14 protein-coding genes are annotated in these 12,963 nt (G+C 41.9%); 4 read left to right on the top strand and 10 right to left on the bottom strand.

Annotated features, from left to right (window positions below):
• Positions 1–156: 156 nt before the first annotated feature.
• A complete protein-coding gene (locus K5Q73_RS10070) occupies positions 157–780 on the top strand; it encodes a YchE family NAAT transporter (protein WP_220760680.1) in 624 nt (207 codons plus the stop codon).
• A 101-nt stretch (positions 781–881) separates the two neighbouring features.
• On the opposite strand, the gene K5Q73_RS10065 is transcribed toward K5Q73_RS10070, so the two are convergent.
• The 9 genes from K5Q73_RS10065 to K5Q73_RS10025 all read right to left on the bottom strand — a co-directional run bounded on the left by K5Q73_RS10065 (position 882) and on the right by K5Q73_RS10025 (position 8,431).
• Complete coding sequence (locus tag K5Q73_RS10065; RefSeq protein WP_220760678.1) at positions 882–2,216, bottom strand: anti-phage deoxyguanosine triphosphatase; 1,335 nt, start codon at positions 2,214–2,216, stop codon at positions 882–884.
• A 17-nt stretch (positions 2,217–2,233) separates the two neighbouring features.
• A complete protein-coding gene (gene yfbR, locus K5Q73_RS10060; RefSeq protein ID WP_220760676.1) occupies positions 2,234–2,821 on the bottom strand; it encodes a 5'-deoxynucleotidase in 588 nt (195 codons plus the stop codon).
• 124 nt (positions 2,822–2,945) lie between these two features.
• The gene (locus tag K5Q73_RS10055; protein WP_220760674.1) at positions 2,946–4,160 is read right to left on the bottom strand and encodes a pyridoxal phosphate-dependent aminotransferase; all 1,215 of its coding nucleotides are present in this window, start codon (positions 4,158–4,160) and stop codon (positions 2,946–2,948) included.
• 336 nt (positions 4,161–4,496) lie between these two features.
• Positions 4,497–5,057 carry an elongation factor P gene (gene efp, locus K5Q73_RS10050; protein WP_220760672.1) on the bottom strand — a complete coding sequence of 187 codons (561 nt, stop codon included), beginning with the start codon at positions 5,055–5,057 and terminating at the stop codon, positions 4,497–4,499.
• Positions 5,058–5,102: 45 nt separating this feature from the next.
• The gene (gene earP, locus K5Q73_RS10045; RefSeq protein WP_220760670.1) at positions 5,103–6,296 is read right to left on the bottom strand and encodes an elongation factor P maturation arginine rhamnosyltransferase EarP; all 1,194 of its coding nucleotides are present in this window, start codon (positions 6,294–6,296) and stop codon (positions 5,103–5,105) included.
• Between the two features lie 189 nt (positions 6,297–6,485).
• A complete protein-coding gene (fldA, locus tag K5Q73_RS10040) occupies positions 6,486–7,013 on the bottom strand; it encodes a flavodoxin FldA (RefSeq protein WP_220760669.1) in 528 nt (175 codons plus the stop codon).
• A 56-nt stretch (positions 7,014–7,069) separates the two neighbouring features.
• Positions 7,070–7,342: a LexA regulated protein gene (ybfE, locus tag K5Q73_RS10035; protein ID WP_012155288.1), complete on the bottom strand. Its 273-nt coding sequence runs from the start codon at positions 7,340–7,342 to the stop codon at positions 7,070–7,072.
• 11 nt (positions 7,343–7,353) lie between these two features.
• Positions 7,354–7,575 (bottom strand): DUF2788 domain-containing protein, encoded by a 222-nt coding sequence (locus K5Q73_RS10030; protein WP_220760667.1) that lies wholly within the window; start codon positions 7,573–7,575, stop codon positions 7,354–7,356.
• Positions 7,576–7,672: 97 nt separating this feature from the next.
• Positions 7,673–8,431 carry an alpha/beta fold hydrolase gene (locus tag K5Q73_RS10025; protein WP_220760743.1) on the bottom strand — a complete coding sequence of 253 codons (759 nt, stop codon included), beginning with the start codon at positions 8,429–8,431 and terminating at the stop codon, positions 7,673–7,675.
• A gap of 274 nt (positions 8,432–8,705) precedes the next feature.
• Here K5Q73_RS10025 and seqA point away from each other — a divergent pair, with 274 nt between their 5' ends.
• Together seqA and pgm are read left to right on the top strand one after the other, a co-directional pair.
• Positions 8,706–9,254: a replication initiation negative regulator SeqA gene (seqA, locus tag K5Q73_RS10020; RefSeq protein WP_220760665.1), complete on the top strand. Its 549-nt coding sequence runs from the start codon at positions 8,706–8,708 to the stop codon at positions 9,252–9,254.
• Positions 9,255–9,328: 74 nt separating this feature from the next.
• A complete protein-coding gene (gene pgm / locus K5Q73_RS10015; protein ID WP_220760663.1) occupies positions 9,329–10,975 on the top strand; it encodes a phosphoglucomutase (alpha-D-glucose-1,6-bisphosphate-dependent) in 1,647 nt (548 codons plus the stop codon).
• 147 nt (positions 10,976–11,122) lie between these two features.
• On the opposite strand, the gene msrA is transcribed toward pgm, so the two are convergent.
• The gene (gene msrA, locus K5Q73_RS10010) at positions 11,123–11,602 is read right to left on the bottom strand and encodes a peptide-methionine (S)-S-oxide reductase MsrA (protein ID WP_220760661.1); all 480 of its coding nucleotides are present in this window, start codon (positions 11,600–11,602) and stop codon (positions 11,123–11,125) included.
• Positions 11,603–11,860: 258 nt separating this feature from the next.
• Here msrA and astE point away from each other — a divergent pair, with 258 nt between their 5' ends.
• Positions 11,861–12,898 carry a succinylglutamate desuccinylase gene (gene astE / locus K5Q73_RS10005; RefSeq protein ID WP_220760659.1) on the top strand — a complete coding sequence of 346 codons (1,038 nt, stop codon included), beginning with the start codon at positions 11,861–11,863 and terminating at the stop codon, positions 12,896–12,898.
• The last annotated feature ends 65 nt before the right edge of the window (positions 12,899–12,963 follow it).

Below are 12,963 nucleotides of genomic sequence, written 5' to 3'. Positions count from 1 at the left end.
GTGTGGAGTTAATAATACTCAAGGTTAATTACAAAATATTATTCAAAGTTGTGATTTGGGATAGAAAATCTCATTTTTTGTTTTAAGGGTCATGAGTTAGAGTAGCGCCACATTTTTATGAACAAATAACGCCTTGGGTGCGTTGAGGAAACGACGGTGGATTTAACACTTTATGTTAAATTTTTTCTCGGCTTAATTGCGATAATTAATCCTTTTGGTTTATTACCGGTTTTTGTGAGCTTAACCAGCCACCAGACCGAAGCTGAGCGTAACCAGACAGCTAAAGTGGCAAACTTTGCTGTAGTTGTCATTTTGCTGGTAACAATATTTGCCGGTCAACACATTCTGAACCTGTTTAGCATATCCTTGTCAGCTTTTAGAATTGCGGGCGGAACCCTGATTGCTATCATTGCTATGTCGATGCTTCAAGGTAAATTAGGTGAAGTAAAGCGTAACAAGGAAGAGGGGCGAGAAGCCTCTGCAATGGATTCAGTTGCAGTTGTTCCATTGGCTTTACCATTAATGGCAGGCCCGGGTGCGATTAGTTCTGTTATCGTATCGTCAGCTGAGCATAATAGTTTAGAAAACTTGATTGGCATGTCCATTGCCATCATTGTGTTTGGTGTGTTGAGCTTTTTACTGTTTAGAATGGCACCAATCATTTTTAAGCTGCTAGGTAATACAGGGATTAACGTGATCACCCGTTTAATGGGTTTGTTAATGTTATCTATTGGTATCGAAGTCATTGCCGCTGGCGTTAAAGGTTTCTACCCGGGTTAATTGGCAAGCATTTATGATGAATAAAAAAGGCACAGAGAGTGCCTTTTTTATTTCTAAGACTAGCAATGACAATCAATAACAGCCAATAACTAGGAATAAGCTTAAAAATCGCTGTTAAAATCCATCATAGAATGAGATTTAGCACTAAACAGATGTTGATGTAATTTTGCTGCAAACCCGTCAGTCATGCCAGAGATGTAATCGGCAATCACTCTGTGACTGTTCTCTCCTAGGTTTTCACTAGCAAGCCAACGTTCCTGAGTATTGAGTGGAAGCAGTCGCTCTGGATCTGAGATAAACGCCTCGAACAACTCCATCACTATCTGTTGCCCCTTATATTCGAGCATCTGGATCTCAGGCTTGCGGATCACGTACTTATAAACAAATTGCTTCAAAATACTCAATGCTTCATCGAAAGCGGGTTCAAGTGCGGCGTTATATCGTAATAACGGATCTTCAAAGCCATCAACTTCTATAATCGAAATTGCGGTAACGAAGCCATTGACTAAGGTACCGATAGCGTCTTTACGCAGATGGTGTTTAGCGGAGAATAGCCGCTGGCTGATGGTAGAGAATTCATTTTTTAACCATGGGTCATGACTTTGCGAAAGCGGCAGTGATACATCCGCATGCCATTGCTGTTCACTCACAATCCCCATCACTATGGCGTCTTCTAAGTCATGTACGGCATAGGCAATATCATCGGCAAGTTCCATGATGGAACAATCTAGCGATTTATAGCGGGTACGTTTGTGTTTTGCCTCTTTAACAACATGACTCGATAGGAACAAGGCTCTGTCTTGCTGTGAAAGTGGCGCTAACACCCAATCTAAGATCTCGACGTCATCGTCGAAAACACCTTTTACGGGGGGCCATTGCGAGGGTTTTAGTTGCCTAAAATCATCAACTATCACATCGGGAGTATCACTACAGAGCTGAGAGTATGGTGCTGGGTATTTTAAAATTCCCAATAGTGTTCTACGACAAAGGTTCATGCCGTAATGCTCTGTATAAGGCTCAAGCCGAGTTAAGATCCTAAAAGTCTGTCCATTGCCTTCAAAGCCCCCGTGCCTCCGCATCATATAATTGAGCGCCACCTCGCCACCGTGACCAAAAGGTGGATGACCGATATCGTGGGCAAGACACAAAGATTCGATAAGGCTCATTGAATCGAGCAGCGGGTTATGTTGTGGTTGTTTCTGTTTAAGTTGCGCTCTTATGCCTGTACCTATTTGCGATACTTCTAAAGAGTGGGTGAGGCGTGTACGATAAAAGTCGTTCATACCTACGCCCAATACTTGGGTTTTTGCTTGAAGACGTCTAAAGGCTGCAGAGTGAAGGATCCGTGCACGGTCGCGTTGGTACGGGCTTCTATGGTCATTTCGCCTTTGTTTATCTTCCCCTAGGCGTCTTTCATTCCATACCAAGTGTGTCATAGCTATTCCTCAAGCGGTTAAAGAAGCTTATTTATGTCGTCGAGATCTAGGGTAAAGCTTGGGATAAAGCACTCAATAAAATAATTGACTGCTGGATTAGGGTCGTTCTTAAGACTTTGTTCTAGTCGTTTTTGTGCTGTATTAAATTCAGTATTACCAGCTCGCTTTTCTTCAAGACATTTAAGATAGGCACATAGGGTATCGGCAGACTTAACTAATGCCTTATATTCTTGATCGGCATGTTCACTGGTAAGCAGAGCTTGATAATCTTCTTTAAACTCATCGGGCACCATCTCAAGCAGGCGTTGCTCTGCGATGGCTTCAATTTTTTTGTATTCAGCCTCTATCTCTTTATTGAAATACTTAACCGGAGTTGGCAGATCACCTGTGAGGATCTCACTGGCATCATGGAAGATTGCAATAGTCGCAACTTGGTAAGGATCGTAGTTTCCTTCAAATTTTTTGTTGCTAATTAAGGCGAGAGAGTGCGCGACCATGGCGACTTGCAGCGAATGTTCTTGAACATTTTCAGTTCTAATATTGTACATTAGAGGCCAGCGTTGAATTAATTTCATTCTTGCTAGGTGGGCAAATAGGTGGCTCATCGGATCCCTTTGAAGTTAGGAGTTGAACCATTTCAGATTAGCATAGTTAGAAAACAAAAAACGACCCTAAGGTCGTTTTATTTTACTGTGTTTTATTAGTAGCTTACTAATTTTTTATTAGTAGTTACTGTCTATAGTCAGCTAAGAAATCACCAAACTCAGACAAGGCCTTATTCAGTTCTTCTTTGTATGGCAAAAATACTACACGAACATGATCAGGTTCTGGATAGTTAAATGCTGAGCCCTGTACTAGTAATATTTTACGATCTTTTAGTAAGTCGAGTACTAAACGCTCATCATCGCGTAGGTTAAATTTCTTTTGATCTAACTTGGCAAATGCATATAAAGCGCCTTTGGGTGTTTTAACACTTACACCAGGAATTGAGTTGAGCATTTCAACACAGGCATCACGTTGTACGCGTAAACGGCCACCTGGTTGCACTAACTCTTGAATACTCTGGTAACCACCTAATGCTGTTTGAATCGCATGTTGGCTTGGTACGTTTGCGCACAAGCGCATTGATGCCAACATATCTAATCCTTCGATATAACTCTTAGCAGACTTTAAATTACCGGTTAGCATCATCCAGCCCACACGGAAACCTGCTGCGCGGTAAACTTTTGACAGACCATTAAAGGTAACGGTTAAGATATCGTCTGATAGACTCGCTGCAGGAATATGTACCGCTTCATCGTACAAGATCTTATCGTAGATTTCGTCGGCAAACAGAATCATATCGTTTTGACGACAAAGCTCGATAACTTCAAGGATGAGTTCCTTTGAGTAGACAGCACCTGTTGGGTTATTCGGGTTAATTAGCACAATACCGCGAGTTCTTGGGGTGATCTTGCTCTTAATATCTTCAAGATCAGGGAACCAATCTGATTCCTCATCACAGCGGTAATGCTGTGCTTTACCGCCAGATAAGTGAACTGCAGCAGTCCATAGCGGGTAATCAGGTGAAGGAACCAACACTTCATCGCCACTATTTAGCAGGCCTTGCATTGCCATAACAATCAGTTCAGATACACCGTTACCGATATAAATGTCTTCAATGTCTACACCGAAGATCCCTTGTGATTGATAATGCTGCACAATCGCTTTACGCGCTGAAAATAACCCTTTTGATTCGCAATAACCTTGCGCACTTGGCAGGTTTAAAATCACATCACGAACAATCTCTTCCGGAGCCTCAAATCCAAATGGGGCTGGGTTACCGATATTTAGTTTAAGAATACGGTGACCTTCATCTTCTAGACGACGGGCTTCTTTATGTACCGGACCGCGAATGTCGTAACATACAGAATCTAATTTGTTGGATTTGATAATAGGGCGCATCTACACCTCGAAAATGCTAAAAATACGAGTCAAACACTTCTTTGACTTTGTTGCAGGCACAATAGCTAAATTCAAACAACAAATAAAGGATTAATTCACTGATTCAAGTGGGTTTAAAAGAGGATCGGTCTACTCGGGACGGTCGGGAATGAGCTTTTTGGTGTTTAGCTCTGCGAGGGTGTTCTGGTGTAGTCGTTAGTATGGCTGTTTGTGTATTATTACTGTTTAAAGACTAAATGTATTATTTGCTAGCTGGATCGAGTTTTTTAGACTTTACTAATGCGCCAATAAAAAAGCCAGCGAAGACGCTGGCTTTATAAAGCGGGGTTTAAAAAATTAAACGCGCTTCTTGAACTCGTTAGTACGAGTGTCAATTTCAATCATGTCGCCAGTTTTAACGAAGTCAGCAACACTTAGCGTACCGCCACCAGTGATGGTAGCAGGCTTCATTACTTTACCTGAAGTATCACCACGAGCTGAAGGCTCTGTGTATGTTACTTCACGTACAACTGAAGTTGGAAGTTCAACTGAAATTGCTTTACCTTCGTAGAAAGTTACTTGGCAATTCTCTTCCATACCATCAACGATGTATGCAGATGCATCACCTAGGTTTTCAGCTTCAACATCGTACTGGTTGTACTCAGCATCCATGAATACGTACATAGGATCAGCAAAGTATGAGTAAGTACAATCTAGACGCTCTAGAATGATATCTTCCATCTTGTCTTCACCTTTGAAGGTGCTTTCAGTAGAAGAGTCTTGTAGAACGTGCTTAAGCTTTAATTTAACGATAGCAGCGTTACGGCCAGAACGAGTTGTTTCAGTTTTTTGAACAACCCATGGGCTGCCATCTAACATGATCACGTTACCAGGACGGAGTTCATGAGCAGTTTTCATTACACTATTTCCTATTTTAGGTTTTTTCTATTTAAACGTAGTATCTTAGCTATTTTTGACGAATTGAACTAGTCGAGAAACAAGATCTACATCATTTATTGCATCGATTGGCCATTGCTTTGCGTGTTGCTGCAATGGCAAATCAGCTAAATTAAGTTGTTGCCAGTTTTCACAGGTCTGTGCTGCTTGCTCTTTATTGAAGGCAAGGTTAAGCGCTTTCCAGCTAATCGCTAATTCTGGCGGCAGATTATTACAGTAAAGCTGCATAAAGGCATCTAATTTTATTAGATGATAGTCCTCTTCTTGCTCATATATGTGCCAAATGAACGGTTTTGCAGCCCATTGAGCTCTCAAAAACGAATCTTCGCCACGAACTATATTAAAGTCGCAGCTCCAGAGTAGCTTGTCATAGCCCTCTTGATCTGTCATTGGCAGAATATGAATAAGCAAATTCCCAAGTGGAATTTGCATGCCTGGTGTTAGTTCATCAACAGAGCAGGGAAGTATCGCTTGCAAGCTATTGAGGCTTCTTCCCTTTGGAATTAACGCATGTGTCTTAGCACTATTTGTTTGCCAAAGTTGGCAAAGGCCTAATAACGCATCAGATTCATAGCTAAACACACTAACAACCGTATCAGCCTGGTCAATGCCAGATAATCCTAAAGATGTAAACAGTTCTTGCTTGTTCTGTGAATCAAGTTGCCAACGTTCCCGATCTGCTAAAAGTGTCTTTTCGCAAATGAGTCCGCCAGTTTTATCACTAAATCCAGGGAAGTAAAAATACTTCTTTATCCCGCTAGTCTGCATGGAGGGTAAACCATGGCATCCTTCGACCCAAGATTCTGCACTTAGGTATTCAAGGTTTAACCACAACGGCGGTTTCACGGCTTGCGGATCGTTTTTATACGCTATATGTAAAGTATCAAGGGTATGTTTAATTTGCTCGGGTAATTCACAAGCAAAGGCTTCAATGATGACATCGCCGACTTGGTAGTCTACGACTGAAGGCTGACTCCACTGATTGATCGTGATATTCGAATGAATCTGAGTCATTAAGCCAGGATCTAGCTGGGGCAAAATATGAGAGAAGCTTTTTAAATCATCAACCCAGAGAGTGATAGCAAGCTGGTGCTCTTGTGCTAATTGCTTGGCTAAACGCCAGGTAACACCAATGTCACCATAATTATCAACTACAGCACAGAAAATGTCCCAACGCCCACAGGCATTATGAGTTGCCATATATTAAAAACTCTCATCATCGGCTTAACGTTACAAAGCCTATCAAGCTAAATATTTAAGACAAAAAAGCGGCATAAAAATATGCCGCTTTACTAAGGTCAATCAAACACATTGCTGTGATTAGTCATGGATCTTGTTGTTAAACTTGATGCTTAAGACTCGCAATAAGGCTTAAACAGAGCTTGAAATTTAGTCTTCAAGCTCAGCTAAACACATCTCTTCGTAGATCTGCTTAACCCAAGCGTCAACACGCTCTTCAGTTAATTCAGGCTGACGGTCTTCGTCGATGCCTAAGCCAACAAAATGCTTGTCGTCTGCTAAACCTTTTGATTCTTCGAAATCATAACCTTCAGTTGGCCAGTGACCGATTACGATAGCGCCACGAGCTTCAACGATTTCGTTGACCATGCCCATTGCATCAAGGAAGTACTCAGCGTAATCCTCTTGATCGCCACAACCAAAGATTGCGACTAACTTGTCTTCGAAGTTGATTTGCTCAAGTTCAGGGAAAAAATCATCCCAGTCACATTGTGCTTCACCATAATACCAAGTTGGAATGCCGAAAATTAACAGATCGTAATCTGCAATTTGTTCCTTGGTACTTTTGGCGATATCTTTCACCTCAACCATTTGCTTGCCCAGTTTTTTCTGGATCATTTTGGCGACGGCTTCGGTGTTGCCTGTATCAGACCCGAAAAAAAGACCTACAGTTGCCATTGTTGTTCCTTTAATATCTAGTTAACTATTAATGGTATGCGTGCATTTAAAGTGGCTTAGTTACTAACCAGCTTTTGCAGTATAGATTCGATTAGTTGGCTGCGGCTGATATTACTGGCCAAAGCTTGTTCATTCAAGGCGTCATACAAATCTTGTGACACCTTTAACTCTATTCGTTTTAATCCGTTCGCTCGATCACGCTGAATTTGATTTCTTTTATTAATTTTGAGCTGTTGGTCCCGTGGCAAAGGATTGCTGCGGGGCCGACCACGTCGCTTTTCTGTTGCGAACAGATCAATGGTGGTTCTATCTGATGTTTCTTTTGCCATTGAGTTCGTATTTACCCGATGCCTGAGCCTTCCCAGGTCATCTGTATAATCCCTTTTGCAATAAACCCGGCACAGCCGAGAAATAAAACGAGCCAAACGATGTTACGGCCAAACGTTGGGACATTACCCTGTTTGAGTACATCTCGAATGGCCATACCAATAAAAAAGAAAATGGCTGCAAAAAACAGGTTTAAGCCAAGCGACTCAATCTGCTCCATATATTGCATTAGCATTTGCCATTTCCTCCTAGGCCAAAAAAAGTTGCGCGAATATACCATATAAGTTTTCGAGCGGCTATATGCTTTACGTCTTTCTGGCGTGAAATGTGCTTCAATTGGCGGTTATAAAATCTTTAACTATTCGATTAAATATGGCGGGTTTTTGCGCATGTAACCAATGGCCTGTCCCCTCGATAGTTTTTGCTTTCACAGTTGGGAATTGAGTCATAATAGCGTGTCTATGCTCCGCAGTAACGTAATCTGAATCACCACCTCGAACAAAGAGACAAGGGCCTTGGTAATTACGTGAAAAGTCTGGCCAATCGATAATATCAGCGTAGCTTGTCTTCAAACCTTTTAGGTTCATCTTCCAGCTAAAACCTTGCTCCGCCCGAGTTAAAGACTTTAATAAAAACTGTGCCGTGCCGTCGTCGACATCACATGCTTGCATATGCGTAAGTGCTTGGCGGCGATCTTTTAACTCGTTTATTGGCATAGACTCCAGTGCAGCAAACACTTTGTCGTGACGGCTTTGGTAAGCTACGGGCGCAATATCGGCAACGACGAGTTTACTCACCAATTGCGGGTAACTGAGCGCTGTCGCCATGGCGATTTTGCCCCCCATTGAATGACCAATTAAAATTGCCTGGTTACAGTCAAGCTCCTCAATCAGTTTTACCATACTGTCTGCCAGTGATTGGTAGTTCATACTGGCAACTCGTGGACTACTTCCATGATTAAGCACATCAATGCGAACAACAGTAAATTGCTCTTCGAGTTCTTTGCCTAAAGCCTTGAGGTTATCAAGGTCGCCAAACAAACCATGAATGAGAATAACTACTGGGCCTTGACCACTTATCACATAATGCATTGTCTTTCCGATTACTGAGTCGATTGGCGCAGATTGTGCCTCGTATTTAGTTAAATTCCAACAGAGGCTGGGTAAATGGTCATCCACTGCTGAAAAAGTAAACATACTTTGCTTAGTAAATAGGATCTTTCTTCTCTGGATCGCAGTTTTCATTTAATGACGCTTTATCAAGGCCCTAAACCTCGCTACACTGAGCTGATAATTCGGGACAGTTATGCGATCTTTTGCATTTAAGAACACCGATCCGCTTTTCTACTTAAGGAAGATAACCGTTATGAAGTATATCGAAGTTGATGAAGAGCTTTATCGACACATCGCCAGCAAAACTGAACATATTGGCGAGAGCGCTTCGGATATTTTGCGCCGTATATTGGGATTAGAAGTTGAGTCAGTGGTTCAAGCTGCGCCTGAAGAGATCAGTCATCCTAGTCTTGAACAGTCTTCACCTAAACCCGTAAAAGTGGCGAAAGCGGCAACTAAGCCTGTTTCTGATTTTACCAACCTGATTGACGCCGAAGCATTAGCTGCGCAAAAAGGTGCAGTGGGGCGTTTTCTATTTATCCTAGATACTGTTTATAGAGCGTCGACTAAGCAGTTTGAACAGGTGTTACAAATTCAAGGCCGCGATCGTCTGTATTTTGCAACGTCGAAGGATGCACTGTTAAAAGCGAGTAAGTCTGCTAACCCTAAAGAGATTGGTTGCAGTGGATTTTGGGTAACGACCAACAATAATACCGCGAAGAAACGCACTATTCTTTCAGAAGTGTTACTGCAGTTTGGTACTGATGAATCGCAAGTTGCCGATATCATAGAAAAAATTTAACGACATAAAGCGTTAACGTAAAACATATAGACTTACCGAAGGTGAATTCATATCGGTAATATAAGGAGAGGGACTTGGCTATACATAAGAGAGCTGGATTGATTGCTGAGCAAAAGGATTTGGTCAATATCCCAAAACTCGTTAGCCTGTATTATTGCTTATCGCCCGATGTTGACAATGTGAGTCAAAAGGTCACATTTGGTACCTCGGGTCATCGTGGTAGTGCTGAACAAAAAAGTTTCAATGAAGCGCATATTCTTGCGATTGCACAAGCCGTTGCTGATTATCGTTTGCAAGCTAATATCAAGGGCAACTTGATATTAGGCATAGATACTCACGCGTTATCACAACCTGCAGCAATATCGGTTATAGAAGTATTAGTCGCTAACAAGGTGAGTGTTGTTGTACATCAAAATGATGGTTTTACTCCGACGCCTGTGGTTTCTCACGCCATTATTAGTGCCAATTTGGATAAGAGTAGCACTGATGAGTTAGTTGACGGCCTTATTGTTACGCCTTCACACAATCCACCTCAAGATGGTGGTATTAAATATAACCCACCACATGGCGGCCCAGCAGAAGGTGAGATCACCACTTGGATCCAAGATAAGGCCAATCAATATTTAGCCAATGACTTAGCCGGTGTTAAGCGCATCAATTACAGCGCAGCGCTGAGTAGCGACTATCTTATAGAAGCAGACTTTATCACGCCTTATATCACCGACTTAAGTAACGTTATCAATATGCAAGCTATTGCTGATGCTAAGGTTCGTTTGGGTGTTGATCCCTTAGGTGGTTCAGGCGTCCATTACTGGGAACCAATTGCAAAGCATTACGGTATAGATATCACAGTACTCAATTCCCAGGTCGATCCTAGTTTCGGTTTTATGCCTCTCGATAAGGACGGTAAAATCCGTATGGATTGCTCATCACCTTATGCAATGGCGGGATTGTTAGAACATAAAGATAGCTATGATCTCTGCTTGGGTAATGATCCTGATTTTGATCGCCATGGTATCGTCTGTCCCGGTACAGGTTTGATGAACCCAAATCATTTCCTTGCTGTCGCAATCGACTACTTGGTAACACATCGTCCAGCATGGACTGAGCAAATGGTGATTGGAAAAACACTGGTATCGAGTGCCATGATAGATAAAGTCTGTCAGATGCATGATAAGCCAATGTCTGAGGTGCCAGTAGGCTTTAAATGGTTTGTAGATGGACTTGCTAATAGTGAATTTGCCTTCGGCGGTGAAGAAAGTGCCGGGGCTGCTTTTTTAAGACATGATGGCAGCACTTGGTGTACCGATAAAGATGGCTTTATTTTGTGTCTACTTGCGGCTGAAATTCTTGCCGTTACCGGTAAAACCCCCCAGCAAAGATACGATGAACTCGAAGCACAATTTGGTAAAAGTTTTTACCAGCGCATCGACAGTCCAGTGAGTCTAGAGGACAAAGCTAAGTTTTCGAGAATTGAAGCCGATTCTATTCAAACAAAGACACTAGCTGGTGATGAGATCTTACAAAAACTGACTCATGCCCCAGGTAACAATGCTGCTATCGGTGGCATTAAAGTGGTGACAACAAATGGTTGGTTTGCAGCCCGTCCGTCGGGCACTGAAGCGCTATTTAAGTTATACGGTGAAAGCTTTGTAAGCCAAGAGCACCTTGCTTGCTTACTAAAAGAAGCTCAAGTTATTGTGGCTGAAGCGTTGAATTAAACTCAGTTAAAAGCTTTTTAAGTGGATTTAAATGTAAAGGCACCTTTCGGTGCCTTTTTCTTTATCAATAAACTGTTACTGTCATTGTTACTTTCTTGATTTATATGGAAAGCATACAACAAAATTTCGAATAGAATTCCCTTTAAATTAATAGCTTATATGGCAACTTGGTAACTGGTTTTTAGCCAAATAATCTTGATGATACGCCTCTGCCTGGTGGAACTGCTGACAGGGAACAACTTCAGTAACTATTTGACGAGAGCCCCATTTGGCACTTTTGATCAGCGCTAGTTTGGCGGCTTCAGCTTGATCCTTTTGCTGCTTATCATGGAAAAAAATAGCACTTCTATACTGGCTACCTATGTCGCCACCTTGCTGATTCAATGTGGTGGGATTATGGTTTTGCCAAAAGACTTCAATTAAGCGTTGGTAACTTACAATGTTCGGATCATACTCGACTTGTACAACCTCAGCATGGCCAGTGGTACCGGTTTTAACCTCTGTGTAGCGAGTGAAGTTATCCTTGCCGCCCATATATCCACACGTACAGTCAATGACACCTTCAACTTCTCTGAAAAAGTATTCAACTCCCCAAAAACACCCCGCGCCGAATGTTGCCAATGCCATTACTGTCTCCTTAATAAGTTTTACAAATAGCCGTTTGGATGGCTAGATGGCTTTATCTTGTTTTATTTTTTGCCTTAGTGCAAGTAAAAAATGCATGGATGGTGATTTGTTGTGCGACAGAGGCTAAAAAGGGTACGAGATACGGCAGTCAAATATGCTACTATCCGTGGCAGAATTAGCGGAGCTAGGTGTTACAAATACCCGTGGTATTTGAAATTTCTGCCAAATAAAGCTGACATGAATAATAAGGAGTAGTTTGTGTTTCAAGAATTGAAACAGTCTAAGGACTTTTTAGCGTTAACCCTCGCGCACCCACAATACTTAACCGAAAGTTTTGAATTTGATCTTGCTAACCAAGTCCATGTAGAGGTTTGGGATACAGGCGTTATCATGTTTGAGCCTAAGGGCGTTAAGCATACTAAAGATCTTGTCTTATCTTGTGCCGTTCATGGTAATGAGACTGCGCCTATTGAGTTGTGTAACGACCTGATAACGCAGCTGCTTGATGAACAACTTGTTCTAAAGCAACGAGTATTATTTTTGATTGGTAATCCTCCTGCCATCCACAATGGCACGCGTTTTATTGATGAAAACCTTAACCGATTATTTAATGGTGCGCACTCACGTGGTGAGGGCCTTTGTAACCCTGAACGTGTTAGGGCACAAAAGCTTGAGCAGTATGTCGATAAGTTTTTCAGGGCCCATTCGGGCGAGCGTCATCGTATGCATTATGACTTACATACGGCAATTCGCGCCTCTAAGCATGAGAAGTTTGCTATTTATCCCTATCGCGGTAATCGCAAGTACAGCAAAGAGCAGATCATGTTTCTCGAGTCTTGCGGTGTAAATACCATTTTATTCCACCACGAACCTACAACGACCTTTAGCTATTTCTCTTCTGAAAATTACCATGCTGACGCATTTACCATCGAACTAGGTAAAGTGTTCCCCATGGGACAAAATGATATGACTCGCTTTATTGCGATGAAAGAGATGCTAACCCAATTGATGTGCGGTGAATCGCTTCAACTACCTAAGTTCGATATGAAGCGTTTAAATCTTTATCAAGTTTGTCGTTCGGTAAACAAACGATACGATGACTTTGAATTTACTTTCACCAATGATGTCGAAAACTTTACCGCTTTCCCTAAAGGCTACACTTTAGCGAAAGAGGGCGGCCTTGAGGTGAAGGTTGAGCATGAGTTTGAATCTATTGTATTCCCTAATGCAAAGGTTCCAGTAGGGCAGCGGACTGTCTTGTGCTTAAAGTCTGCAGATGAAAGTCATTTAGACTAGATTCAATCTGAATAACTGTGCATGTAAACCAATATATACATGCACAGAGATGCTTAGTTGTCGTT

This window comes from Shewanella sp. MBTL60-112-B2, from assembly GCF_019655055.1.
In the GTDB taxonomy this organism is placed as follows: Bacteria; Pseudomonadota; Gammaproteobacteria; order Enterobacterales; family Shewanellaceae; genus Shewanella.
Note: the sequence above shows the minus strand (reverse complement) of the source record. Positions and strands in the feature narration are given on the sequence as shown.